Source organism: Profundibacter sp. (assembly GCF_965277155.1).
Lineage (GTDB): Bacteria > Pseudomonadota > Alphaproteobacteria > Rhodobacterales > Rhodobacteraceae > Profundibacter.
On record NZ_CBDIBV010000011.1, the window covers coordinates 218,040 to 243,381 of the forward strand.

General features: G+C 58.4%; 25 protein-coding genes and 2 pseudogenes. 14 read left to right on the forward strand and 13 right to left on the reverse strand.

Annotation, left to right across the window (positions count from 1 at the left end):
• The first annotated feature begins 3 nt into the window (after window positions 1-3).
• From nirJ to ACQY4M_RS13630, 5 genes are all read left to right on the forward strand, one after another.
• Complete coding sequence (nirJ, locus tag ACQY4M_RS13610; protein WP_428545053.1) at window positions 4-1,227, forward strand: heme d1 biosynthesis radical SAM protein NirJ; 1,224 nt, start codon at window positions 4-6, stop codon at window positions 1,225-1,227.
• Window positions 1,199-2,752, forward strand: a complete 1,554-nt coding sequence (locus ACQY4M_RS13615) for a cytochrome D1 domain-containing protein (RefSeq protein ID WP_428545056.1) — start codon at window positions 1,199-1,201, stop codon at window positions 2,750-2,752. The genes nirJ and ACQY4M_RS13615 overlap by 29 nt, the downstream gene beginning before the upstream one ends.
• Window positions 2,709-3,455, forward strand: a complete 747-nt coding sequence (locus tag ACQY4M_RS13620; protein WP_428545059.1) for a sirohydrochlorin chelatase — start codon at window positions 2,709-2,711, stop codon at window positions 3,453-3,455. The genes ACQY4M_RS13615 and ACQY4M_RS13620 overlap by 44 nt, the downstream gene beginning before the upstream one ends.
• Before the next feature lies 1 nt (window position 3,456).
• A complete protein-coding gene (locus tag ACQY4M_RS13625) occupies window positions 3,457-3,690 on the forward strand; it encodes a hypothetical protein (protein ID WP_428545062.1) in 234 nt (77 codons plus the stop codon).
• Between the two features lie 94 nt (window positions 3,691-3,784).
• On the forward strand, window positions 3,785-4,063 hold the full coding sequence (locus ACQY4M_RS13630) for an I78 family peptidase inhibitor (protein ID WP_428545065.1): 279 nt from the start codon (window positions 3,785-3,787) through the stop codon (window positions 4,061-4,063).
• Here ACQY4M_RS13630 and ACQY4M_RS13635 read toward each other — a convergent pair.
• The 4 genes from ACQY4M_RS13635 to paaI are packed head-to-tail and all read right to left on the reverse strand — an operon-like array spanning window position 4,060 to window position 7,588.
• On the reverse strand, window positions 4,060-4,647 hold the full coding sequence (locus ACQY4M_RS13635; RefSeq protein ID WP_428545068.1) for a TetR/AcrR family transcriptional regulator: 588 nt from the start codon (window positions 4,645-4,647) through the stop codon (window positions 4,060-4,062). The genes ACQY4M_RS13630 and ACQY4M_RS13635 overlap by 4 nt on opposite strands.
• Window positions 4,648-4,650: 3 nt before the next feature.
• The gene (gene paaK / locus ACQY4M_RS13640; protein ID WP_428545071.1) at window positions 4,651-5,952 is read right to left on the reverse strand and encodes a phenylacetate--CoA ligase PaaK; all 1,302 of its coding nucleotides are present in this window, start codon (window positions 5,950-5,952) and stop codon (window positions 4,651-4,653) included.
• A 17-nt stretch (window positions 5,953-5,969) separates the two neighbouring features.
• Window positions 5,970-7,160 (reverse strand): 3-oxoadipyl-CoA thiolase, encoded by a 1,191-nt coding sequence (gene pcaF / locus ACQY4M_RS13645; RefSeq protein WP_428545074.1) that lies wholly within the window; start codon window positions 7,158-7,160, stop codon window positions 5,970-5,972.
• The gene (paaI, locus tag ACQY4M_RS13650) at window positions 7,157-7,588 is read right to left on the reverse strand and encodes a hydroxyphenylacetyl-CoA thioesterase PaaI (protein ID WP_428545077.1); all 432 of its coding nucleotides are present in this window, start codon (window positions 7,586-7,588) and stop codon (window positions 7,157-7,159) included. Before paaI ends, pcaF begins: the two co-directional genes overlap by 4 nt.
• Window positions 7,589-7,699: 111 nt before the next feature.
• On the opposite strand from paaI, the gene paaZ reads away from it, so the two are divergent.
• The 3 genes from paaZ (at window position 7,700) to ACQY4M_RS13665 (ending at window position 11,068) form a co-directional block, all read left to right on the forward strand.
• Window positions 7,700-9,727, forward strand: coding sequence for a phenylacetic acid degradation bifunctional protein PaaZ (gene paaZ / locus ACQY4M_RS13655; RefSeq protein WP_428545080.1), 2,028 nt, complete (start codon window positions 7,700-7,702; stop codon window positions 9,725-9,727).
• Between the two features lie 9 nt (window positions 9,728-9,736).
• The gene (locus ACQY4M_RS13660) at window positions 9,737-10,528 is read left to right on the forward strand and encodes a PaaX family transcriptional regulator C-terminal domain-containing protein (RefSeq protein WP_428545083.1); all 792 of its coding nucleotides are present in this window, start codon (window positions 9,737-9,739) and stop codon (window positions 10,526-10,528) included.
• 207 nt (window positions 10,529-10,735) lie between these two features.
• Window positions 10,736-11,068: a DUF2794 domain-containing protein gene (locus tag ACQY4M_RS13665; RefSeq protein ID WP_428545086.1), complete on the forward strand. Its 333-nt coding sequence runs from the start codon at window positions 10,736-10,738 to the stop codon at window positions 11,066-11,068.
• On the opposite strand, the gene ACQY4M_RS13670 is transcribed toward ACQY4M_RS13665, so the two are convergent.
• From ACQY4M_RS13670 to ACQY4M_RS13680, 3 genes are all read right to left on the reverse strand, one after another.
• Window positions 11,061-11,846 (reverse strand): C40 family peptidase, encoded by a 786-nt coding sequence (locus ACQY4M_RS13670; protein WP_428545089.1) that lies wholly within the window; start codon window positions 11,844-11,846, stop codon window positions 11,061-11,063. The two genes, ACQY4M_RS13665 and ACQY4M_RS13670, sit on opposite strands and share 8 nt — an antisense overlap.
• Window positions 11,843-13,228 (reverse strand): leucyl aminopeptidase family protein, encoded by a 1,386-nt coding sequence (locus ACQY4M_RS13675; RefSeq protein WP_428545092.1) that lies wholly within the window; start codon window positions 13,226-13,228, stop codon window positions 11,843-11,845. Before ACQY4M_RS13675 ends, ACQY4M_RS13670 begins: the two co-directional genes overlap by 4 nt.
• Window positions 13,229-13,296: 68 nt before the next feature.
• The gene (locus ACQY4M_RS13680; RefSeq protein ID WP_428545095.1) at window positions 13,297-13,662 is read right to left on the reverse strand and encodes a hypothetical protein; all 366 of its coding nucleotides are present in this window, start codon (window positions 13,660-13,662) and stop codon (window positions 13,297-13,299) included.
• Window positions 13,663-13,830: 168 nt separating this feature from the next.
• Between ACQY4M_RS13680 and ACQY4M_RS13685 the strand changes: the two genes are divergently transcribed.
• Both ACQY4M_RS13685 and ACQY4M_RS13690 read left to right on the forward strand, forming a co-directional pair.
• Window positions 13,831-14,487 carry a carbonic anhydrase gene (locus tag ACQY4M_RS13685; RefSeq protein WP_428545098.1) on the forward strand — a complete coding sequence of 219 codons (657 nt, stop codon included), beginning with the start codon at window positions 13,831-13,833 and terminating at the stop codon, window positions 14,485-14,487.
• Window positions 14,474-15,748, forward strand: coding sequence for an NAD(P)/FAD-dependent oxidoreductase (locus ACQY4M_RS13690; protein ID WP_428545101.1), 1,275 nt, complete (start codon window positions 14,474-14,476; stop codon window positions 15,746-15,748). The genes ACQY4M_RS13685 and ACQY4M_RS13690 overlap by 14 nt, the downstream gene beginning before the upstream one ends.
• Window positions 15,749-15,865: 117 nt before the next feature.
• Here ACQY4M_RS13690 and ACQY4M_RS13695 read toward each other — a convergent pair whose 3' ends face one another.
• Window positions 15,866-16,771: a LysR substrate-binding domain-containing protein gene (locus ACQY4M_RS13695; RefSeq protein WP_428545104.1), complete on the reverse strand. Its 906-nt coding sequence runs from the start codon at window positions 16,769-16,771 to the stop codon at window positions 15,866-15,868.
• A 105-nt stretch (window positions 16,772-16,876) separates the two neighbouring features.
• Between ACQY4M_RS13695 and ACQY4M_RS13700 the strand changes: the two genes are divergently transcribed.
• The 4 genes and pseudogenes from ACQY4M_RS13700 to ACQY4M_RS13715 all read left to right on the forward strand — a co-directional run bounded on the left by ACQY4M_RS13700 (window position 16,877) and on the right by ACQY4M_RS13715 (window position 20,071).
• Complete coding sequence (locus ACQY4M_RS13700) at window positions 16,877-17,329, forward strand: membrane dipeptidase (protein WP_428545107.1); 453 nt, start codon at window positions 16,877-16,879, stop codon at window positions 17,327-17,329.
• 44 nt (window positions 17,330-17,373) lie between these two features.
• Window positions 17,374-18,348 (forward strand): annotated as a pseudogene (locus ACQY4M_RS13705) (IS5 family transposase); the annotation flags it as partial.
• Between the two features lie 86 nt (window positions 18,349-18,434).
• Window positions 18,435-19,478, forward strand: a pseudogene (locus ACQY4M_RS13710) (IS5 family transposase).
• Between the two features lie 188 nt (window positions 19,479-19,666).
• A complete protein-coding gene (locus ACQY4M_RS13715) occupies window positions 19,667-20,071 on the forward strand; it encodes a hypothetical protein (protein ID WP_428545110.1) in 405 nt (134 codons plus the stop codon).
• Window positions 20,072-20,122: 51 nt separating this feature from the next.
• Here the strand turns inward: ACQY4M_RS13715 and ACQY4M_RS13720 are convergent, their stop codons facing one another.
• The 5 genes from ACQY4M_RS13720 to ACQY4M_RS13740 all read right to left on the reverse strand — a co-directional run bounded on the left by ACQY4M_RS13720 (window position 20,123) and on the right by ACQY4M_RS13740 (window position 25,286).
• Window positions 20,123-20,917: a ferredoxin--NADP reductase gene (locus ACQY4M_RS13720; RefSeq protein WP_428545112.1), complete on the reverse strand. Its 795-nt coding sequence runs from the start codon at window positions 20,915-20,917 to the stop codon at window positions 20,123-20,125.
• A 130-nt stretch (window positions 20,918-21,047) separates the two neighbouring features.
• Window positions 21,048-21,434 carry a DUF934 domain-containing protein gene (locus ACQY4M_RS13725; RefSeq protein ID WP_428545115.1) on the reverse strand — a complete coding sequence of 129 codons (387 nt, stop codon included), beginning with the start codon at window positions 21,432-21,434 and terminating at the stop codon, window positions 21,048-21,050.
• Complete coding sequence (locus tag ACQY4M_RS13730; RefSeq protein WP_428545118.1) at window positions 21,431-22,174, reverse strand: phosphoadenylyl-sulfate reductase; 744 nt, start codon at window positions 22,172-22,174, stop codon at window positions 21,431-21,433. Before ACQY4M_RS13730 ends, ACQY4M_RS13725 begins: the two co-directional genes overlap by 4 nt.
• Window positions 22,164-23,834: a nitrite/sulfite reductase gene (locus ACQY4M_RS13735; protein ID WP_428545121.1), complete on the reverse strand. Its 1,671-nt coding sequence runs from the start codon at window positions 23,832-23,834 to the stop codon at window positions 22,164-22,166. The genes ACQY4M_RS13730 and ACQY4M_RS13735 overlap by 11 nt, the downstream gene beginning before the upstream one ends.
• Window positions 23,835-24,104: 270 nt before the next feature.
• On the reverse strand, window positions 24,105-25,286 hold the full coding sequence (locus ACQY4M_RS13740) for a cytochrome P450 (RefSeq protein ID WP_428545625.1): 1,182 nt from the start codon (window positions 25,284-25,286) through the stop codon (window positions 24,105-24,107).
• Window positions 25,287-25,342 lie beyond the last annotated feature (56 nt).

A 25,342-nucleotide genomic window follows, 5' to 3' on the forward strand; every position in this document is an offset into this window, starting at 1 on the left:
ACGATGTTCCGACTGTCCCAATATATGCGCGAGCTGGTTGCCCCGACACCGGTTCGCAGCCGTCGCGGCACCGGTGCCGTCAAACCCGTGGTGATCTGGAACCTGACGCGCCGCTGCAATCTGAAATGCCGCCACTGTTACACCGTGTCTGCCGATGTGGATTTCCCCGGTGAACTGTCCCCCGAACAGGCCCGCGATGTGCTGGAAGATCTGGGCGGCATGGGCCTGCCCGCGTTGATCCTGTCGGGCGGCGAGCCGCTGCTGCGCGGTGACCTGTTCGATCTGGCCAAACGCGCGCGGCAACTGGTGCGCTATCTGGCGCTGTCCACCAACGGCACGCGGATTGTCGGGGAAACGGCGGATAAAGTGGCCGAGATCGGCTTTGATTACGTTGGCATCTCGATCGACGGCATCGGCAAAACCAACGACTGGTTTCGCGGGTTGGACGGGGCGTTCGATCAGGCGCTGACCGGCGTGCGCGAATGCAAGAAACGCGGCATCAAGGTGGGGCTGCGCTTCACCATCACCGAAGATAACGCCGAACAACTGCCCCAGCTTTTGCAGCTTTGCGAGGATGAGGGGGTGGATAAATTCTACCTCTCACATCTGGTTTATGCTGGCCGTGGCGACAAAAACCGTGGCGAAGACACCGCCCATAAACGCACCCGCGCAGCAATGGACATGCTGATTGATCGCGCCTGGAGCGGGGTGAATGGCGGGGCGCCACTGGATATTGTCACCGGCAATAATGATGCCGATGCGGTCTATTTCCTGCGCTGGGCCGAAGAACGGTTTAGCGTCGATCAGGTGGCACATCTGCGCAGCCACCTAACGGCATGGGGCGGCAATTCATCCGGCGTTGGTGTGGCCAACATCGACACGCAGGGCGATGTGCATCCCGATACCTATTGGTCCGATTACACCGTGGGCAGCGTCAAGGATGTGCCCTTTTCGCAACTGTGGCAAGGCGATGACAAAATGCTCGCCACCCTGCGCCAGCGCCCGCGCCCGTTAAAAGGGCGTTGCGGGGCCTGTGCCTATAAGGACGTGTGCGGCGGCAACACCCGTATCCGTGCGCTGCAACTGACCGGCGACCCATGGGCCGAAGATCCGGCCTGTTATCTGGGGGCCGAAGAAATCGGCGTGACGGGGGCCGATGTTGACCGTCTGACTGTCACAACATTCCGGGGGAAAAGCCATGATCCGGCGCATGATTTTAGCCAGTAGCCTGTTGTTTGCCGCAAGTGCGGCCCCTGCCGCACCCGATGCGGCGGCGCTTTACCAGAAACACTGCGCCAGTTGCCATGCTCAAACCCGCCTGGGTGGCACCGGCCCCGCGCTGATTCCGCAAACCCTGCACCGGATGTATGGGCCGAAACTGATCGACATTATCAGCAACGGGCGGGTGGCCACCCAGATGAAGGGCTATGGCGATATTCTGAGCAAGGCGGACATAGCCGCCATCGCCGATTACCTGCAACAGCCGCTGGCCAAAGTGCCGGATTGGGGGCCGGAGGATATCACCGCCAGCCGCCAGATGCGGGCCGATTATACCCCCGTGGATGCGCCCGTTTTCACGGCCGACCCGATGAATATCACGCTGGTGGTGGAAACCGGCGACCACCATATCAGCGTGCTGGATGGCGATACATTTAAGGTGCTGGACCGCTTCCCCACCCCCTATGCCGTGCATGGCGGGCCGAAATTCAGCCCCGATGGCCGCTATGTGTTCATCATGTCGCGCGATGGCTGGGTGCAGAAATACGATATCTGGGCACTGCACGAGGTCGGGCGCGTGCGTGCCGGTGTGAACAGTCGCAATATCGCCATGTCAAAGGACGGCAAACACCTTGCCGTCGCCAACTACCTGCCGATGACCCTGACCATCCTGTCCACTGATGATCTGACGGTGGAAAAGGTGATGCCGGTGATTGGCCGTGACGGCACCCCGTCGCGCGTGTCCGCCGTTTATCAAGACCCCAAACATGACGCCTTTATTCTGGCGCTGAAGGACACGCCGGAAATCTGGCAGGTGGCGACCGACCCGAACGCCCCGCCGGTTTACGAAGGCTACGTCCATTCCCACGAAAAGGGCATGGTCGAGGCGCTGCCTTCCTCGCAAGGGTTGTTCGCCCGCAAGCGGATCATGCTGGACGAGCCGCTGGATGACTTTTTCTTCAGCCCCGATTACCGCTTTCTGATCGGCGCGGCGCGGGCCAGCGAAAAGGGCGTGGTCGTCAACATGACGGTCGGGCGGGTGATCGCCACCCTGCCGCTGGGCGGGATGCCGCATTTGGGGTCAGGTATTTCTTGGGTGCGTGATGGCCGCCGCGTGATGGCCACCCCACATCTGAAAGACGCCAGCATTTCGGTGATCGACATGCAGACATGGAAGCTGATCAAGACCATCAAAACCGACGGCCCCGGCTTTTTCATGCGCAGCCATGAAAACTCGCCTTATGTCTGGGCCGATGTGTTCTTTGGTCCGCACAAAGATGAAATCCATGTGATCGACAAACAAACGCTGGAAATCGTCAAAACCCTGAACCCCGCGCCGGACAAAACCGTGGCGCATGTGGAGTTCACAAAGGATGGCAAATATGCGCTGGTGTCGATCTGGGAAGACGATGGCGCGGTGATCGTCTATGATGCCGCTACCTTGCAGGAAATCAAACGACTGCCGATGCGCAAACCTTCGGGGAAATACAATGTCTGGAACAAAATCAGCTTTTCGGATGGCACCAGCCACTAAACCGGCGGCTATCATTGTTGCCCACGGCCAGCCATCCGACCCTGCCCTCGCCGAACAGGCATTGCGCGATGTGGCCGAGCGGGTAGCACAACACCTGCCCCGCTGGACCATCACCAGCGCCACGATGGCGGCCAAGGGGGCATTGGAACAGGCGTTGGAACAGCATCCGACAGCCGCGATTTATCCGTTGTTCATGGCGGATGGCTGGTTCACCGGCACCGCCCTGCCGGACCGTTTGTTGCAGCATGGGCGCACCGTCCTGCCACCGCTGGGGCTGGACAAAAACCTGCCCCTTCTTGCGGCTGACATCCTGACCGACCGGCTGCATGATCTGGACTGGAACATGCGCGAAACCCGCCTGCTGATTGCCGCCCATGGTGGGCAGCACAGCCCCAACCCCGCCCGTGCCGCGCGCCATTTCGCCGCCGTTCTGGGCAAGGTCACGCATTTCATCGACCTCCGCCTTGGTTTTATCGAGGAAGCGCCATTGCTGACCGAAATGGCAAAAAACCTTGGCCCCCGCACCCTGTGCCTGCCGTTCTTTGCCGCCAACGGCCACCATGTGCACAATGACGTCCCCGCCGCCCTGACCAGCGCCGGATTTGAGGGTATCGTTCTGGGGCCGCTGGGCATTGCCCCGCAAATCCCCGACCTGATCGCGCAATCCCTGCGCCAGAGTGACCGCCAAAAGGACGCCGCCTGAAATGAGCGACAAACCCCCGCAACCCTCGCTGCTGAAACTGGGCCTTTACCTGTATGTGTTCGTGATGGCGGCTGTTGCAGTCAACCTGTTCATGCTGTCGCTGGCATGGCAACGGATCGGCCTGCCTGCATTATCACCCGCCATGTCCGTGCTGATCAGCCTGCCACTGGCCATCCCCGTCACATGGCTGGCCGCCCGCTGGGTCCGGCGCCTGATGGACGAAGCCGACGGGTAATTTCGCCGGTTTCGGGGCGTATTTAGACGTGCTATTGCATAACGTACCCGCACGCTTGCATTATCAGCACATTCTTGTTTCCGGAGGTTCCTAAATGCGTTTTATTATTCCTGCCTTTCTTGCCCTTGCCGCCTGCACCGAAATACCGCCCGATCCACCGATTGATCAACCTGTCGAGGATACAACGTCTTGCGGGGCCGGTCCTGACAGCAATCTGGTTGGGCAATCGGTTGACGTACTGGCGGCCATGACATTCCCTGGACCAATGCGGGTGATCCGGCCCGGTATGTTGATTACGCAGGAATATAACATCAAGCGCCTGAATCTGGACGTAGACCGCAAAGGTATTATCACCCGCGTCTGGTGTGGTTAATCAGGCAACCCCTTAACCCCGTTCAGCACCATATCTGTCACCAGATCGGCATATTCTTCGCGGCTAAGCCCCTTGCCCGGGCGGTGCCACATATAGAACCAGTTCAGCATGCCAAAAACCGTCATCGTGACGGGGCGCAGGCGGGAGGAGTTGGTCAGGGTGTTGGGCGAGGCCTGTTGCAGCGCTCTGCCCATGATATCCACCAGCCGTCGTTGAATTGCCAGCAGCGGTTTGCGCAGCGTATCGGGCAGGGTTTCCAGCGCATCGCCCTGTAATTTGTGCTCGGCATCGGCGTTGCGGTAGTTTTGCAAAATGGCGTGAATCAGACTGCGCAGGTAATCCGGCCCTGTTTCAACCGCTTCGACCGTTTCAACCAGCGTGGCCAGGTGGCTGTCCAGAATGTCGAACAACAGGGCCTCTTTGCTGTCGTAGTAGTGATAGATCAGTGCCTTGGACACGCCGCAGTGTTTTGCGGCGCCCGTCATCGACGCTCGGTCATACCCATGCGCGGCGAAATAGGCCGCCGCCCCCTTGCGGATGGCGGCGCGTTTTTCGCTGTGGTCGTGTGCTATTCCCCGTGGCATTGCTTACCCTTTGGGCCGGTTGTCGACGGTGCGCACAGCCTTACCCTGACTGCGGGCCACACCGCCGATTTGGGCCAGTGTTACCCGTGTCGTCACCCCGACGTTCCGCTTTATCTTTCTTTGCAATTCGGCACAGGCTCCCTCGGCATCACCGCTCTCTTCGGCGGCTTCGACATGCACGATCATCTGGTCCATCCGTCCCTCGCGGATCAGTTCGATCTGGAAATGCGGCGACAGGGCGGCGACGGTCATCAGCTGTTCCTCGATCTGGGTGGGGAAGATGTTGACCCCGCGCAGGATGATCATGTCATCGGTGCGCCCCGTGATCTTTTCCATCCGCCGCATACTGCGCGCGGTGCCCGGCAACAGGCGGGTCAGGTCGCGGGTCCGGTAACGGATGATCGGAAAACCCTCTTTGGTCAGCGATGTGAATACCAACTCGCCCAGCTCGCCATCCTCGACCACTTCGCCCGTGTCAGGGTTGATGATTTCAGGGTAGAAGTGATCCTCCCAGATATGCAGCCCGTCCTTGGTTTCCACACATTCATTGGCCACCCCCGGTCCCATGACCTCGGACAGCCCGTAGATATCGACCGCGTGCATGTCGAACGCCTGTTCGATTTCCTCGCGCATGGAATTGGTCCACGGCTCGGCTCCGAAAACACCGACATTAAGTGAACTTTCGCGCGGATCGCGGCCCTGTCGGTTATATTCGTCCAGAATAGACAGCATATAGGACGGTGTGACCATGATGGTCGAGGCGCCGAAATCCTCGATCAGTTTTACTTGTCGTTCGGTCATGCCGCCGGACACAGGCACCACGGTACAGCCCAGTTTCTCGGCGCCGTAATGCGCGCCCAACCCGCCGGTGAACAGCCCATAGCCATAGGACACATGCACCACATCACCGGGTCGTGTGCCGCTGGCCCGAAGCGAGCGCGCAACGACCGTTGCCCATGTGTCGATGTCACGTTTGGTGTAGCCAACAACGGTGGGCTGGCCGGTGGTGCCGCTTGAGGCATGCAAACGGTTGATCTGTTCGCGCGGCACGGCAAACATGCCAAACGGGTAGTTGTCGCGCAGATCCTGTTTCAGGGTAAACGGGAATTTCGCCAGATCGGACAGGGTTTTCAGATCATCAGGATGCACACCGGCATCATCAAACGATTTGCGATAAAACGGCACGTTGTCATAGGCATGACGAAGCGACCATTTCATCCGCTCCAGTTGCAATGCGGCAATTTCATCGCGCGATGCGATCTCGATCGGTTCCAGATCCTCGCGCCGTGGTGTCAAATCTTTCATCTGTTCGCTCCCTGTTTTCAGACCCGTTCCATGACCAGCGAAATGCCTTGGCCAACACCGATGCACATGGTGCAAAGTGCGCGGTTCATAGACTGGTTTTGTAATTCAGTCGCCGCAGTCAGCGCCAGCCGCGCACCGGACATGCCCAACGGATGCCCCAGCGCAATCGCGCCGCCGTTTGGGTTTACATGATCCGCATCATCCGGCAGGCCAAGGCGGCGCAGAACGGCCAGCCCCTGCGCGGCAAAGGCTTCATTCAGTTCGACCAGATCAATATCGTTGATCGACAGGCCCAGCCGTGTCAGCAGCTTTTCACTGGCCGGTGCCGGTCCGATCCCCATGATACGCGGCGGAACCCCCGCCGTGGCCATGCCGATGATCCGCGCCTTGGGCGTCAGCCCGTATTTCGCCACCGCCGCCTCGGACGCAATAATCATCGCGCAAGCCCCGTCATTCACACCGGAGGCATTGCCCGCCGTCACACTGCCGCCATCGCGAAACGGGGTGCGCAGGCTGGCCAGTTTTTCCAGTGTCGTGGCGCGGGGGTGCTCATCTGTATCCACGACCACATCATCGCCGCGTCGCTGCGGGATTGTCACCGGCGTGATTTCCTGCGCCAGACGCCCCGAAGCAATCGCCGCCGCCGCACGTTCCTGCGAGCGCAGGGCAAAGGTATCCTGATCCGCGCGCGAGATGTCGAATTCCTCGGCCACGTTTTCCGCCGTTTCAGGCATCGAATCCGTGCCGTATTGCGCGGCCAATGCCTTGTTCACGAACCGCCAGCCGATGGTGGTGTCGTAAATCTCGGCCCGTCTGGAAAAGGCGGCGTCGGGTTTGGGCTGCACCAATGGCGCGCGGCTCATGCTTTCCACGCCGCCAGCGATCACCACCTCGGCCTCGCCGCATTTCACCGCCCGCGCGGCCATGCCGACCGAATCAAGGCCCGAGCCGCACAGCCGATTCACTGTCACTGCAGGCACGTCCACAGGCAATCCCGCCAGCAACACGGCCATGCGCCCGACATTGCGGTTATCCTCGCCCGCCTGATTGGCGCAACCGGCAATTACTTCGTCAATTGCCATGTCTTTGCCCGCCGTGATGTGGCGCAGCACATGCGCCAGCATATCGTCGGGCCGCACCGATGACAGCGCCCCGCCGTAGCGGCCAATCGGGGTGCGGATGCCTTCGCAAATATAGGCTTCGGTCATGTTGTCTCCTCGAAATGCTGGCCTTTGATCTGGCGTGATCCGCCGCGAAATTCTGCCACTACGCGCCCGTCCGGGGCGGTGACCGATACGTCATAGATACCCGATCGCCCGCTTAACGCCACTTCGCGCGCTGTGGCGGTCAGCCGTTCGCCCAACTGGCCGGGGGACAGGTAAGTAATGGAATTCTGTTGCGCCACCACCTGCCGGTTATAGCTGTTGCAGGCAAAAGCAAAGGCGCTATCGGCCAGAGAATATATAATGCCGCCGTGACACATTCCGTGGCCGTTCAGGTGTTGCGGCCCGATTTCCAGTGACATAATCGCCGCCCCCGGTGCTACATGATCCAGCGACAGGCCCAGCCATTGCGATGCCCCGTCATCAGCCCACATTGCTGCGGCGCTTTTTTCGGCGCGTTCCTGTGGTGTCATGTTGCGTGTCCTCCCTGCATGTCAGCTTGCATAAAACCGACCGTGCGGTCAATAGTGTTGTAATGCGCGCCCGAATCTGTAAGCTGGTCCGCGAAAGACAAGGAGAATTCGATGCTGGAACCACACAGCTATGCCGCCGGTCAATGGATCGCCCCCGCGAAAGATGCCGCGATTCTGAACAGCCCTGTCACGGGTGCGGCCATCGCGCGGGCAGGTGGCGCGGTGCTGGATTTTCAGGGGATGATCGACTGGGCCACCTCAAAGGGCGGCCCGGCGTTGCGGGCGATGACATTCCATGAACGCGCCAAGATGCTGAAGGCGCTGGCGATGTATATCGATAGCCGCAAAGAGGAACTCTATGCCCTGAACCCGCTGACCGGCGCCACCCGCAAGGACGGCTGGATCGACATTGACGGCGGTATCGGCACGATGTTCGTTTTTGCATCAAAAGGGCGCCGTGAAATGCCCGATGGCCACGTCTATCTGGATGGCGGGATCGAGCAGTTATCGCGAAACGGCACCTTTTTGGGTCAGCATATCGCCCTGCCGCTGCATGGCGTCGCGGTACATATCAACGCCTTCAACTTTCCCGTCTGGGGGATGCTGGAAAAGCTGGCGCCTGCCCTGCTGGCCGGTGTGCCCTGCATCGTCAAACCCGCCACCCAGACCAGTTTCCTGACCGAGGCCTGCGTGCGCATCATGATGGACAGCGGGCTGTTGCCAGAGGGCGCTGTGCAACTGATCGTCGGGCGCACCGGCGATCTGCTGTCGCGGCTGGGGCCGCAGGATGTGGTCAGCTTTACCGGCTCGGCCCGCACCGCGCTGGCGCTGCGCTCCATGCCCAATATCATTGAAAACGGCACAAGGTTCATTGCCGAACAGGACAGTCTGAACGCCTCGATCATGGGTCTGGATGTGACGCCGGACAGCCCGGAATTCGATCTGTTCATCCGCGAGGCGACGACCGAACTGACCACCAAAGCTGGACAGAAATGCACCGCCATCCGCCGGATGATCGTGCCTGATGCAATGATGGATCCGGTGATCGAGGCGCTATCGGCGCGGTTGGATAAAACCATCATTGGCGACCCCGAAGCAGAGGGCGTGCGCATGGGAGCGCTGGTGTCGGCCACACAAAAGTCCGATGTGCTGGAGATGGCCGCGCTGATCGGCACCGAAGCCACGCGCGTTTATGGCGACCCCGACAATTTCGATACCCAAGGCGCAGACCCCACTCACGGATTTCTGCCGCCGATGCTGTTTCGCTGCGATGACCCCGACGCAGCGAAACAGGTTCATGCGACCGAGGCTTTTGGCCCCGTGTCCACCATCCTGCCCTACCGCGATACCACCCATGCGGCCGCGTTGGCCAATCGTGGGCAGGGCAGCCTTGTGGCGTCGGTCATCACCAATGATCCGCAAATCGCCCGCGACATCACGCTGGCCAGCGCGCATTGGCACGGGCGGCTGTATTTCAACAACCGCACTTCGGCCAAAGAGGCCACCGGCCACGGTTCGCCTTTGCCGCACATGACCCACGGCGGACCGGGTCGTGCGGGCGGGGGCGAGGAAATGGGCGGTATCCGTGGCGTGCTACACTATATGCAACGCACCGCCATTCAGGGCAGCCCCGATATTCTGACGGCAATCGGCGGGGTCTGGGTGCCCGGCTCCGAGGAAAAGAAGGGGCCGTGCCATCCGTTCCAGCGTACTTTCCATGAAATCGAGATCGGGGAAACCATCACAACCGACCCCCGCAAGGTGACGCTGGAGGACATCGAGCATTTCGCCCATTTCACCGGTGATACATTCTATGCCCACATGGACGAGGACGCCGCCAAGGCCAACCCGTTCTTCCCCGGTCGTGTCGCGCATGGCTATCTGCTGTTATCCTTTGCCGCCGGTCTGTTCGTGCAGCCCGATCCGGGGCCGGTGCTGGCCAATACTGGCCTGAATGCGCTGACCTTCCAGCAACCGGTCAGCCCCGATGATGAAATCCACGTCCGCCTGACGGCCAAACGCAAGACGCAGCGCACTGATGAGTACGGCGAAGTCCGCTGGAATGCGACATTGTATAATCAACACGGTGAACAGGTTGCCGAATATGAGCTTTTGACGATGGTGGCCTATTCCCGCTAAACAGCGGGGATGGATCCGATTGAACCCCTGATATACGCCTTCCATGCCGAGGGCCGCCCCCGCGTCTGGTCACTGGTTGTGACCATATTCGGCGACGCGGTGCATCACCGTGGCGGGCGCATTGCTACATTGCAATTGCAAGAACTGCTGGAACGTGTGGGGATCGAGGCAGGTGCCCTGCGCACGGCCCTATCGCGGTTGACCAGCGATGGCTGGGTGCAGCGGGATCGTGAGGGGCGCAACAGTTTCTATCGGCTAAGCAAAAGTGGGCAGGCAGAAATTACCCAAGCCGCCGTTGATATCTACGCAGCCCCTCGGGATGGCAAGGTGGAACAATGGGTGATGGCAAGAGGTCAGGGTGCCCCGGCCAAGGGCATTTCTATTGCGCCTCATCTTTGGTTGATTCCGGCAGATCACGCACCTGACATGCCCGACCATATATGCATCACCGGCGCGTTGACTTCGTTCCCCGAAGCAGTCGCCGAGCGGGTTTTATCATCGGATCACCGTGCGGCATTGGTGGCTTTGGTGGCGGATGTGAATGCGTTGAAAGGGGTGGCGCTGACTCCGTTGGACGCGATGGCCGCACGGATGTTGCTGATCCACCGTTGGCGCCGGATCGTGTTGCGCTATCCTGATGTTCCAGCGGAACTGATGCCTGCGGATGCTAAAATTCCGAACCCTCGCAAACTGGTTGCGGATGCATACAGCGCATTGGTTCCGGCCTCGGAAAAATGGCTGGGTGATGGGGATGAAAAAGCACCCCCCGATAACCACGGATTTGCAAACCGTTTCCAGTAAAGCAAAAACCCCGCCCATTTTCAGGACAGGGTTTACTGCGAAAACCGCGCCAGCATTACGAGCTGATGGGGGCAATGAATCTGCAACACTGGCGCGGCGTTTCGCTATAAGGTTGTTATCAAGACCAATTCAGGCAACCCAAAGGAATTGATTGGGCAATAGTGGGGCAGACTTGATTTTCACACGCTCACGGGCCAAAGTTTCCTTATGAACGCCCCGACACCCTTTACCCGCGCCCCACAACAGGTGGCCTTTGACCGCAAGGAACTGGGCGTAATTCTGTCACTATACGGGCGGATGGTGGCGGCGGGGGAATGGCGCGATTACGGCATTTCGTGTCTGCGTGAACTGGCCGTGTTTTCGGTGTTCCGGCGAACTGCGGAACATCCGCTGTACCGGATCGAAAAGCGGCCAAAGTTGCGGCATAAGCAGGGAATGTATTCCGTTGTCGGGATGGACGGACGTATTCTGAAACGTGGTGCTGATCTGAAAACTGTTTTGGCGGTGCTGGAAAAGAAGCTGATCCGCGCGGTTACCTGAAACGCCGTCGGCCTGTCACCGGCCCGTCACCCTGCGCCATGATCCGTTCAATTGCCTGATCCAGAGGTTCATCCACCACAGCCATATGATATGCGTTGGCATGCAACAGGGTGTTTTCATCGCGGACCAGACCCACATGCCCCTTCCAGAAAAATAGATCCCCCCGTTGCGGTTTTATGTTATCGCCAATCGCCACACCAACGCTGGCCTGCTGCATGTCGGCATCCCCCGGGCAATCCACGCCGCAGGTCAGTAGCGCAACTTGCACAAGGCCGGAACAATCCAGTCCCCAGATGCTGTTCCCGCCCCATAGGTAAGGCACGCCCATAAACCGTTCAGCCACTTCGATAGGGTCATCAAACAGGTGATCAATTGGTGTGATATGCGAGCCTGGAACAAAGCCGCCGCCAGCCAGTTCGGCAAAACGTTCGCCTTTGCTTACAATGTCCAGCCGCGCGCCGAAACTGAGTGCGGCAAGTGCCTCGGATTTGAAATCGGATTCGGGGTAGATATGCGAGCTGCGGGCGGACACAAAATGCGTTTGTTCGCGCCGCACTTCCAGATCGGTAAGGCGCAGATACCCTGCATATCCGTCCTTTTCGCTACAGCCATAGGCCCAGTCATCGCGCACCTCGACCACGCGGAAATCCTCGCCATAGATCATCTGGCGGTCGCGTTTTCCATTTGGTTCGGCCCGCAGGTCAGCCACGGAAACGGCAATGCTCATCACTTCGCCGCTGTCGCGCAATTCTGCTGGCAAGATGCGCCGGTCACTCATAGGTTCAGCATCTTCGGCAGAGCTTCAAGGATCGCCCGCGCGCCCTGTCCGACGCCACCTTTGGGGCGGGCTGGGGCGGTATTGGGTTGCCAGCCGTAAATGTCGAAATGCACATAACGCGGGGTCTGGTCGACAAAACGGCGCAGGAACAGCGCGGCGGTGATGGAGCCGGCAAATCCCCCGCCGGGGGCATTGTCCAGATCGGCAATGCCGGGTTCGATCATGGATTCATAAGGGGTCCAGAACGGCATCCGCCACAACGGATCGGCCACCGCCGCCCCGCTATCGGCCAGTGTCGCCGCCATGCTGTCGTCATCGGTATAATAAGGGGCAAGGTCCGGCCCGACGGCCACCCGCGCAGCACCTGTCAGCGTCGCCATCGAGATCAGGCAATCCGGCACCTCCCCGTCCGCCAGTGCCAGCGCGTCGGCCAGCACCAGTCGCCCTTCGGCATCGGTGTTGTTTACTTCAACTGTCAGTCCTTTGCGCGAGGTCAGGATGTCTTGGGGTCGGAAAGCCGAACCATTAATGGCGTTCTCCACTGCGGGCACCAGCACCCGCAGGCGCAGTTTCAGGTCCAGCGTCATGATCATATGCGCCAGCCCCATCACTGTGGCCGCCCCGCCCATATCCTTTTTCATCAGGCCCATTGAACTGCCTGGCTTGATGTTCAGGCCACCAGTGTCAAAACACACGCCTTTGCCGACAAGCGTCAGTGTTGGCCCCGCATCGCCCCAGCGCATATCCAGCAGGCGCGGCGCACGATCAGAGGCACGGCCGACAGCATGGATCATCGGCAGGTTTTGCGTTAGCAGATCATCCCCCGTGATCACCTGCGCCTTGGCCCCGTGTTCGGCCGCCAGCGCCAGAAAGGCATCTTCCAGTTCCTGCGGTCCCATGTCGGAGGCCGGTGTGTTGATCAGATCGCGGGTCAGAACCTCGCCTGCCGCGATGGCCTCGACCCGTGCGGCGTCTATCCCTTGCGGGGTCTTCAGGCGCACTGCATTCGGCTTTTGCTGACGATAGCGGGTGAATTGGTAACTGGCCAACAGCCAGCCCAGCGCCGCCTCTTCCAATGCGCCGCCATCCAGACCGGATTCGATGTGATAGATCCCCGCAGGCAGGGCGGCTGCAGCCTTGGCCAGATGGAATCGCCCGCGCGCCCGCGCGCCCGGCTTTCCATAGCCCACCACGGCCATTTCAGGCGTGCCGGTTTCACCCGGAACCAGACAGGCTTCGCCCAGTGCTGCGGAAAATCCGTTGGCCTTTAGCCATGCGGTGACAGATGCTGGTTGAGTGGCAGACCAATCGTCGAGCCCGCCGGCTTCGACGATATATACTGGAATAGATGGGGTTTCTTCCTTGGCGAATTTTACAGACATATGTTGCGGCCTTATTCGGAATTTCGGTTCCTGATCCTAAGCCGCAGCACCGTCCAATCGCAACCAGTTTAGACCGATAAATCCTGTAAATCCCAAACCGCCGTCAATGACCGGTCCCCGACCCTTTGCAGACGTGCCATTGTTGCCCCCAGTGCCACGGGATCGGGACCCTCGGCACATGCGCGCACATCCCGCGCCACATCGGCCAATCGTTGCATCCCGACCTGTTCGGCAATCCCGATCAGCCCTTTTGCGCTTTTGCGCAGGGTCGTCAGTTTGAAGGTGCGATATGCCTCGTCAATGTGGGCCAGCCGCACGGCCAGTTCTTCCATCGCGCGACAGACCACATCCTGCGCGCCGGTTTCCCCCAGTTGCGCATATAATTCCACCAGCCGATCCGAATCCAGCCGCACCTTTTCTTCAAATACAAGCATTGCAATATGCTGCATGCCCTCACCCTCCGGTTCTATGTCCCCACTTCGCGCAAGAGCATCGCCAAAGGGTCCTTAGAAAAGGTTTCCGCCAAGACCAGAAATAACTCGAATTTCTGACAAATCCACCTTACTTAGATAGGAACCAAGACGCCAATAAGGAGCGCCACTATGGAACATGCCAAGCCGCTGCCAAGCTATCTGGCCAAACGCTATTACGGTTGGAAGGCAACCTCGTTTGCCGAAAACAAGGTGTGGTATCGCCATTTGGCAGAAGAAGGCCAACGCCCGCGCGCGATGGTGATTTCCTGCTGTGACAGCCGGGTGCACGTGACGTCGATTTTTGGTGCGGATCAGGGCGAATTTTTTATCCACCGCAACATTGCCAATCTGGTGCCCCCCTATGCGCCGGATGGCGATCATCACGGCACCTCGGCGGCGCTGGAATTTGCTGTGACTTCGCTGAAGGTCGCGCATCTGATCGTGATGGGCCATTCAAATTGCGGCGGAGTGAACGGCTGCTATGACATGTGTTCCGGCCAGGCCCCCGAGCTTGAGAAAAAATCCAGCTTTGTCGGGCGGTGGATGGATATATTACGGCCGGGATTTAACCGTGTTCAGGATATGAACCTGGAGGATGAAGACGAAGCCCGCCACCAGCTTGAGAAAGCATCCGTGGTAATTTCGCTGGAAAACCTGCTGACATTTCCTTTTGTCAGAAGTGCGATTGAAAATGAAACCCTGAGCCTGCACGGGCTGTGGCATGACATTGGCGAGGGCGACTTGCAGCATTACGATGCGGAAAGCGATATGTTTGTCGAGGTTTGAAGGGATATATAACCGCCCCTACTGGTGGGACGATTCCGGCCTGCCCGATGCGGGTCTTTCGCTTGATCCGCAAACATTGCCGGATACGGTTGAAACCCTGGTTATCGGGGCCGGCTATAGCGGGTTGTCCGCCGCGTTGACATTGGCGCGGGCAGGTCGGGAAGTAACCGTTATTGACAGTGATATGATCGGCTATGGTTGTTCATCGCGCAATGGCGGGCAAATCGGGCCTTCGTTTCACAAGCTGGGGGTTGCGGGGCTGACGGCTGCCTTTGGGCAAGCCAAAGCGACAGCGATCTTGCGCGAGTCTATGGATTCGTTGACCTATCTGAAAACCTTTATTGCGGATGAAGGCATCAAATGTGACATGCAGCCGGAATCGGGCCGTTTCAAAGGGATAAGCCGCGCCGGCCATTACGAGGAAACCGCCCGCAGTAACGAGGATTTGGCCAAAGCTGTCGGCTTTACGTTTGAAATGGTCCCCAAGGCGCAGCAATCGGCGCATATCGGCAGTGATTTTTATCACGGCGGGGCGGTTTACCCTAAGGATGGGCAATTGCAACCTGCGAAATTCGTGGCGGGGCTGGCACAAACGGTTATCGACGCGGGTGCGCAACGGGACGGGGACAGGTTTGCGGTACGGATTGGTGATAGAACCGTTTCCGCCGGGCAGGTTCTGGTGGCGACCAACGGGTATTCCGGCCCCGAACTGCCGTTCTTTCATCGCCGGATCATGCCGTTGCGGTCCGCGATAATTGCCACCGAACAACTGTCGCCCGATCTGATTCACAGCGCCTTTCCCGATGGCAAATGCGTCGTCGATTCCTCGCGGCTGGTTCTGTATTACCGCCCGTCCCCCGATGGCACCCGTGTGGTGTTCGGAGGGCGGGCGTTTGATAATGCAGACCGGCCCGACCATTACGCGCCAGACCTGCGTCGTCTGATGCTGCGGATATTCCCGCAACTGGCCGATGCCAAAATTACCCACGCGTGGTCCGGCACGGTTGCCTATACCTTTGATTACGCCCCGCATCTGGGGTGCTATGAGGGCCTGCATTATGTCTTGGGCTATTGCGGATCAGGCGTAGGGCGGGCCACCTATTTCGGGCATAAGGCAGCGCTGAAGATGCTGGGGGACAAAGGCGGGGAAACCGCGCTGGACGGGTTGGAATTTCCGACACGGGCGTTCTACAACGGAAAGCCGTGGTTCCTGCCTGCTGTGCTGCGCTGGCAGTCGATTATGGACCATTTTGGGGCATAAATCCCTGTTTATATCTTTGATATAATAGGAAATAATGCGTGTCCAAATAGAACCATTAAACCGGTTTAGTGGAAATGTTTCCAAGCACTTTATTACAGGCCTTCCCAGTTAGTGAAATTACACCGCTTCTGAAAACGCGTCCTTTGGTGTGTGCAGCCGCACATGCCGCAGGAAGTGCCGCGCGGTTTGCGACAGGGGCCGGTGATCAGGCGCCACGAAATACGTCTGATAGGTAATCGCCGAGGCAAAGGGACGGAACACCACCCCGTCCGCCGTAGTCTGCACTGACGGGAACGGATTGACCACCGCCAATCCAACACCCAGCCGCACCAGATCAATTGCAGCGGTCGAGCTGGAAACCTCGGCAACCACCTTTGGATAGGCCCTGACCTCGAGCAGCAGTTTATCCAGTTGCGCCCGCCGCGCATGGCGGTAGTTGAATCCGATCAGGTTTTCCTCGTCCAGATCCATCGGTCGGATGGTATCTTGCGCTGCAAGTGGATGGTCTGCAGACATCACAACTGCTGCAGTCGCCTTGCGAAACGGGATCAGTTTGGCCCCCGCGCGGGTCGGTTCAACCCCGACAATTCCCAGATCGTAATTGTCAGCCTGAACACCGGCAACAACCTCGGGGGAAATGGCAATTTCCAGACTGATGAATGCCTCGGGATGGGTTTTGATAAAGCTGGCCATGTGCCCGACGATAAACTGGTTGGCAAAGGTCGGGGGTGCGATCAGCCGCAGGTTTTCGCGCGGGGTTTCGGTAGGGCCATCGATGCTGTCCAACGCCTGAAACAGCGCATCCAGTCGCGAATTCAGCCGCACAGCCGCACTTGTCGGCACCAGCCGCCCGGATTCGCGCTCGAACAAGGTTGTGCCGATCCGCGCCTCGAGGTTGGTTAGTGACCGCGACACAGCCGATTGCGACAGGCCCAGCCGCCGCGCAGCCGAGGCGGTGGTGTTGCCTTCCATCATCGCGCGCAGGGCCTGATATTCAGACAGGGAGTGCCAGGATTTTCGCATAGGTAACTACAGTTTTATTCATTGCTCTATGAGTTTATCTTATTGTCATCCCTATGGCTATCGGAAAAACTATTGCTAAGGTATTGTATCTATTGGGGGGATTCTTTGCTGAAACAAAATGAACCGATGATTTTTGACGGGCATAATGATGTTCTGCTCAAACTGATGGTTAATGGCGGGGTGGACAAGGCCAGCAGCTTTGTCACCGGACGCGATGGCCACATTGATATTCCGCGCGCGAATATCGGCGGATTTGGCGGCGGTTTCTTTGCGCTTTATGTGCGCTCGCCTTTGAATGGCAAATCCCTGGATGACAAATACGACGAGATGAGCAAGCCGCAATACGATGTGCCGCTGCCCGCGCCGGTATCCCAAACCGATGCGTTATCTGATGTTATGGAAGAGATTGCCATCCTCCTGCGCCTTCAGGAAATGGGTGCGCTGAAAATCTGTCATACAACGGATGATCTACGCGGCTGTTTTGCCAGCGGTCAGATGGCCGCGATCATGCATATGGGAACCTCTAAAAATCCCCCAAAATCCGGCCTGACGGGGTAGAATCGTCATCAGGATGAAAATGATTCGACCGACGGGGTTTTGTCATGGGTCAGATGGGATTTTTTGATCTTTCCAGCCGATACGCGGGACTGGACAAATCTGGTGATCCGCTGGTGTTGCTCAACGACATGGTGCCGTTCGAGGATTACCGGGACGAGCTGAAGGCCATATGGCGCACGCCGCCCGAACAGCGCAAATCCAACGCTGGCCGCCCGCCTTGGGATGAGGTGCTGATATTCAAGACGATGGTTTTGCAGCAGCTCTACAACCTCTCTGACGATCAGATCGAGTATCAGATCCGCGACCGCCTGTCGTTCATGCGGTTTCTCGGCCTTGGCATTGAAGACAGCGTACCTGACGCCAAGACCATCTGGGCCTACCGTGAAAGGCTGGCCGGGGCCGGGAAGATGAAGGAGCTGTTTGACAAGTTCGATGCCTTTCTGCGCGAAAAGGGCTATCTGGCGATGGGCGGGCAGATTGTTGATGCGAGCATCGTTCCGGCGCCGCGCCAGCACAACAAAAGGGACGAGAACGAGAAAATCAAGGCGGGCGAAACGCCTGAAGAGTGGGAGGAAAAACCCCACAAGAAGCGCCAGAAGGACGTGGATGCGCGCTGGACGAAGAAGCACGGCAAGAGCTATTACGGCTACAAGAACCACATCAATGTCGACCGGCGGCACAAATTCATCCGCGCTTATGATGTCACCGATGCCGCCGTGCATGACAGCCAGGCGCTTGCCGGTCTGATTGATGCGAGCAACACCTCATCGGACCTGTGGGCCGACAGCGCCTATCGCTCGCAAAAGATCGAAAGCGAGCTGGAAGAGCGGGGGCTTCACAGCCATATCCATCACAAGGGCAGGCGCGGCAAGCCGCTTGGCGAGCGCCAGCAAAAGGCCAACCGGAGGCGCTCGAAAGTGCGGGTCCGGGTCGAGCATGTATTCGCTTTTCAGGAGCGCTCCATGGGCGGCAAGCTGATCCGCTCCATCGGCCTGAAGCGGGCGCGATTTCGCATCGGGGGAACCTCTAAAAATCCCCCAAAATCCGGCCTGACGGGGTAGAATCGTCATCAGGATGAAAATGATTCGACCGACGGGGTTTTGTCATGGGTCAGATGGGATTTTTTGATCTTTCCAGCCGATACGCGGGACTGGACAAATCTGGTGATCCGCTGGTGTTGCTCAACGACATGGTGCCGTTCGAGGATTACCGGGACGAGCTGAAGGCCATATGGCGCACGCCGCCCGAACAGCGCAAATCCAACGCTGGCCGCCCGCCTTGGGATGAGGTGCTGATATTCAAGACGATGGTTTTGCAGCAGCTCTACAACCTCTCTGACGATCAGATCGAGTATCAGATCCGCGACCGCCTGTCGTTCATGCGGTTTCTCGGCCTTGGCATTGAAGACAGCGTACCTGACGCCAAGACCATCTGGGCCTACCGTGAAAGGCTGGCCGGGGCCGGGAAGATGAAGGAGCTGTTTGACAAGTTCGATGCCTTTCTGCGCGAAAAGGGCTATCTGGCGATGGGCGGGCAGATTGTTGATGCGAGCATCGTTCCGGCGCCGCGCCAGCACAACAAAAGGGACGAGAACGAGAAAATCAAGGCGGGCGAAACGCCTGAAGAGTGGGAGGAAAAACCCCACAAGAAGCGCCAGAAGGACGTGGATGCGCGCTGGACGAAGAAGCACGGCAAGAGCTATTACGGCTACAAGAACCACATCAATGTCGACCGGCGGCACAAATTCATCCGCGCTTATGATGTCACCGATGCCGCCGTGCATGACAGCCAGGCGCTTGCCGGTCTGATTGATGCGAGCAACACCTCATCGGACCTGTGGGCCGACAGCGCCTATCGCTCGCAAAAGATCGAAAGCGAGCTGGAAGAGCGGGGGCTTCACAGCCATATCCATCACAAGGGCAGGCGCGGCAAGCCGCTTGGCGAGCGCTAGCAAAAGGCCAACCGGAGGCGCTCGAAAGTGCGGGTCCGGGTCGAGCATGTATTCGCTTTTCAGGAGCGCTCCATGGGCGGCAAGCTGATCCGCTCCATCGGCCTGAAGCGGGCGCGATTTCGCATCGGGATGATGAACCTGGTCTACAACATGAAGCGCTTCGTCCAGTTCGAATGCGGCCTGGCGGCGCCGGGATAAGGGTTCATGGGGTGAGGTGTGCCTGAAATACCCAAAACCGGCTTGAAACCGGTGAAAATGGGTTTATGATCCGAAGCAATCAGGCGGGACAGGCGAAAAACCGTCCACCCCGCCGCGAAGAAGGCGAAAACGGGAATTTACAGAGGTTCCCATTTGTTTTAAATACTTGATAAACAGGAGGCTGAATTATGAATAGAACATTGATACTTGCCATTCTGGTCGCGATTATTGGCGCTGGATTATATTTTTACAGCAATGGTAGCAGTGTGACGGATGCTGCCGGTGACATGAAGGATTCTGTATCGCAGGCGGTCGGGGATGCAACTGATACAGCAACTGGTGCTGTAGAGCAGGCAGCGGGTGCGGCCTCGGATGCGGTTTCTGGCGCGGCGGATACGGCCACTGCGGCTATGGATGGCGCATTCCTTTCACCAGAAGGATACGATGCGGTGAAAGTGGCTGAAATGATCGATGCCTCGCCTTTGGACGAAGCGCGTAAAAGCAGTCTAAAAACAGCTTTGATGGCGGCCGGGGATGATCCGGCGTTGCTGTCGGATATTCTGGGGCAGGTGAAAGAAGCCTTGGGGATGTAAACAGATACGCGCCGCCTATTCAGCAATAACGCGGCGCGTGTTCAACAGGCCCTAGTCGACAAACGCCTTTTCCACCACATATTCGGCAGGCTGCGAATTGGCACCTTCGGTCAGGCCGAACCCTTCCAGTATTTCTTTCAGATCAGTATTCAGCCCGATTGATCCGCACACCATTGCGCGATCGTTTTCCTTGCAGATCGGTGGCACATCCAGATCGGTAAAAATTTTGCCATTCAACAGGTTGGTGGTGATCCGGCCCATATTCGGGCTTTCTTCGCGGGTTGTGGTCGGGTAATAGCGCAGCTTGTCGCCGATGAATTCGCCAATCAATGGATCATCCGGCAGGCTTTCGATCAACTGGCGGCCATATTCCAGATCCGCAACTTCGCGGCAGGTGTGGCACATGATCACCTCGTCGTAATTTTCATAGGTTTCCGGTTCGCGCATCAGTGACGCAAACGGGGCAATGCCGGTGCCGGTGGCGAAGAACCACAGCCGTTTGCCCGGCAACAGCGCATCATGCACCAGTGTGCCAACGGGTTTAGGGCGCAGGATGATTTCGTCACCCACCTTGATATGCTGCAATTTGCTGGTCAGGGGGCCGTCCTGTACCTTGATCGAGTAGAACTCCAGCTCTTCGTCCCAGGCAGGCGAGGCGATGGAATAGGCGCGCAACAGGGGTTTGCCATTGTCACCCAGCAGGCCAATCATCACAAATTCACCGGACCGAAACCGCAAGGTGCGCGGGCGGGTAACGCGAAACGAGAACAGGCGGTCGGTCCAGTGTTTCACCTGGGTAACGGTCTGCGCATCGGGCAGCGTGGGTTTTTTTGCGGTGTCGGCCATTTGGTAATCTTCCCTAACTACATCAAAGCCGCGCACGGGGCGACGGCTTGTTGCTCTCCCTATAATGGGTTGTCGCAGAAGGGTCCAGATGCCCAGACGCGACGCAATGTCATAGGATGTGGTGTTGTAATCAACCCTGCAATCTGCGCTGGTAATCGTGCTGTTGCCAGCGGTTGCGAAATTGCCATTGGTCCTGCGGATAGGTTTTGGCTTGCACGTCGGTGATTTCGACCCCGTCAAACCCCACACGGCGCAGCATTGTGTATTGGTCGGGCAGGATGTCACCGGTGGCCCGCAGGTGGCCATCATATCCCGCATCCCGCAATCCACGCGCCAGCCCCAGTCCGCGCCCGTCGGTGAAATCGGCAAATGTTATGCGGATCGCTTTGATCCGGTGCAATTTGCCTGTTATATCGGCCAGTTCGACGTCGCCGGGTATATCAAGAATTTCCTGACTGCTTAATCTGGACAGCCAGTTGTCGGTGGCAAAGCCTGCATCGGTAACAATGATTGTCATGATGTCGCCTCTTGCTGGGTGGGGCGCTGCACTTTGCCATTCATGAAATGGATGCCGCATTCCTGTTTGTCATTTCCCCGCCAGCGGCCCGCACGCGCGGGTTCGCCTGCGGTGGTTCGGGATGTGCAGGGTGCGCACCCGATCGAGGTATACCCCCGCCGCAATAACGGATGCCGCGGCAGGTTCATCCGGTCCATATAGGCGTTCAGTTCATTTGCACCCCAATGGATCAGCGGATTCACCGTGACCCGTCCTTCGCCATCGATACCGAAATACTCCAGGCCGGTGCGAAAGCCACTGTGGTGGCGTTTGCGACCCGTGATCCATGTATCGAAATCTGCCAGTGCGGTTTGCAACGGGCGGGTTTTGCGCAAATCGCAGCAATTGTCCGGTGCTACCTTGTGAAGACGGTTGTCTGGGTCGGAGTCCTGTAGGTCTTTCGCGGTTGCACGAATGGTCCGCACATCCGTCAATCCAAGGAGCTTTGTCACCTCAAGCTGATATTCCAGCGTTTCGGTAAACAGCATCTGCGTATCAATAAACAGCACCGGCGTATGCGGATTGATCCGCGATAGCATGTGTAATAACATAACGGATTCAGCCCCGAAAGACGAGACAAGAGCAACCCGCCCGGCTTTGCCCGATCCAAGTGTGTGTTCCAGCACCTCAAGCGCATTGAAATGTTGATATATACGGTTCCAGCGCGCCGCCAATTGATCGTTTTGTTGGTTATGCAGCATTTTTGGCGGCCTCCTGCCCGTAAAGAATTTCCTTAAATGGCGTAATTCCAATGCGCCGGTAGCATTGGATAAAGCTTTCGGTTTGATCGTTGCGCAGGTCCAGATAGCCTAGGATCAATCGTTCAATCGCCGGAACAATCTTGTCCGCTGAAAACCCGGGGCCAGTGCGCGTGCCAATTCTTGTATCTGCGGTGGCATCCCCGCCCAGCGTGATCTGGTAGTTTTCCACACCGGCCCGTTCCAGCCCCAGAATACCGATGTGGCCCAGATGGTGATGGCCGCAGGCATTGATGCAGCCTGAAATCTTGATCTTCAGCGGACCAACGTCATGTTCGATTTTCAAATCCTGAATCCGGTTGGAAATTTGCTGTGCAACCGGAATGGAATGGGCGGTGGCCAAGGCGCAGAAATCCATTCCCGGACAGGCGATGATGTCCGAAGTCAGACCGACATTCGCGGTGCCCAACCCTTCGGATACAAGGGCGGCGTGAAGCTGTGGCAGGTGGTTTTTCTGCACATGCGGCAGGATGATGTTCTGTTCGTGCGAGATACGGATTTCGTCATAGGAATACCGTTCTGCCAGATCGGCAATCAGGCGCATCTGGTCGGCGGTGGCATCGCCGGGAGTGCCGCCATGCGGCTTTAGCGATATGGTGACAATCGCATGGTCCGCCTGTTTGTGCGGATGCAGGTTTGTATCACACCACGCGCGGAAAACCGGATCAGCGCTGCGGTTCAGGATAAAGCGTTCTGTGTCGGAGCGCTTGAAATCCGGCGGGGTGAAATGGGCCTGTATGTCGGTCAGGATTTGCGGTGCCAGAAGGGGGTAATCAGGCCGGATTTGCGCAAACTTCTGTTCGACAAGGGCGCGGATTTTGTCAATACCGTGCTCGTGAACCGTGATTTTGATACGGGCCTTGTATTTGTTGTCACGCCGCCCCAGCAGGTTGTAGGTGCTGACAACGGCTTCAAGGTAAGGCAGCAAATCGGCTTTGGGCAGAAAGGATTTCAACCGCTTGCCAATCATCGGTGTGCGCCCCAATCCGCCGCCAATGATCACTTCGAACCCGCGCTCGCCTTGGGAGTTTTGCACAATGCGCAAACCGATGTCATGCGCGCGGATCACAGCGCGGTCGGCTGCGCTGCCGGTGACAGCGATCTTGAACTTGCGCGGCAGGAACTGGAACTCGGCATGATCCGTGGACCATTGGCGCAGTAATTCGGCAATCGGGCGGGGATCCTCAATCTCGTCCGCGGCGGCGCCGGCGAAATGGTCCGCCGTGACATTGCGAATGGTGTTGCCCGAGGTTTGGACCGAATGCATGCCCACCGTTTCCAGCGCATCCAGCATATCGGGGACGTCGCGCAATTCAGGCCAGTTGAACTGGATATTCTGCCGGGTGGTGAAATGGCCAAAGCCGCGATCCCATTTTTCGGAAACCTGTGCCAGCATACGCATTTGCCGGCTGTTCAGCGTGCCATAGGGGATCGCCACGCGCAGCATATAGGCATGCAACTGGTAATACAGCCCGTTCAGCAGGCGCAGGGGCTTGAAGGCCTCTTCGCTTAACTCTCCGTTCAGGCGGCGGGCAATTTGCGCCCGAAACTGCGCGTTTCGGGCTTTCAGAAAGGCTTTGTCAAAGGGGCTGTAATCATACATTTTCGCGTTCCCGTTTTGTTGGCGGATACCGGAAAGGGTATGGGAACCGGCGGGGCAGAGACCAGATGGGAGGGAAGATAAGGATCGTATAACGCGGGCCGTGTTTGTGGTTGGGAAGATGTTCCGCTTGGGGCCGACGTGTGGAATTATCCGGTCTGGGTTGGCCGCATCCTTGGGAAATACGCGGCGTTGATTTTGGGGTGAATGTTGCCTGCCTGCAAGGCGCACGCCCGTGAATCGCGGGGATTGATTCGAATTTGCAGCATTCGGTTAGTAAGTGACATGCAGGTTGGTCAGGCCGTGGAAGTGATAGACATTGGCGTATTGCGGCACCTTTGCAAGATGCAGGTTAGGCAGACGGGAAAACAGCACTGGCAGGGCAATTTGCAGCTCCAGACGGGCCAGCGGGGCGCCGACGCAGAAATGCAACCCGCCGCCGAATGATGTGTTGGCTTTGATCGGGCGATCGGGGCGGAAATCATCCGGGGTGTCATAGGTCGCCGGATCGCGGTTGGCGGCGGCAAGCAGGCAGGCGATGGATTGGCCACGTTTTATGGGATGACCGAACAGCTCCAGATCCTCGCGGGCGATGCGCATGAAGATGTGCAGGGGCGGATCAAAGCGAAAGATTTCCTCGACGGTGGTTTCCACATGATCGGGGGCAAGGGCGCTGCGGGGGGTATTTTTCTCAAGCAGGGTTTTGATGCCGTTGCCTAAGCTGTGCACGGTTGCTTCATGCCCTGCGTTCAGCAGCAGGATGCAGGTGGTGATCAATTCATCAGTTGTCAGCTTTTCACCATCCTGTTCGGCGGCGATCAGGTGGGTGATCAGATCATCGGCAGGGCTGGCGCGGCGCGCCTCAACATAGCCGCGCATGAAGGTGGCGAATTCGCTGCTGGCATTGGCCGCGGCATCCTCGATCTCGCGGGTGCGGCGGGCCTGATACATCGCGACCATGGCGTTTGACCATGTTAGCAGTTGATCGGACATATCTTCGGGCACGCCCAGCAGGCGGGCGATGATGGTCACGGGGATTTTCTGTGCATAAGCGGCCAGCAGGTCCACTTCGCCCGTGGGGAATTCATCGATCAACCGATGGCTCAGCGCCTCGATTTCCGGTGCCAGTTCCCTGATCCGGCGCGAGGTGAAGGCACGCAGCACCAATGACCGCAGGCGGGTGTGGCGTGGCGGGTCAAGCTCCAGCATCGAGTGGGCCTCGATATCATAGAACGGTGTCAGGTGGTTCGGCACAGGTGTGCGCAGGTCGGTGGGCATTTCACGCCCCAGCCGCCGGTCGCGCAGGACGGCATTTACCGTGTCATAGCCGGTGGCGCAGGCCATGTCGTAGTCCTCCCACCAGACCAGATCGCCCAGCGGGCGGATCGCATCGTAAAACGGATAGGGGTTTTGCACGAAATCGGCGGCGGTGGGGGATTGGTGGACATGTTGCATAAGGGGGATAATCACCGAAAGGCTCTGGCCTTTGCAAGCGGGGGTTTTTACAGTTG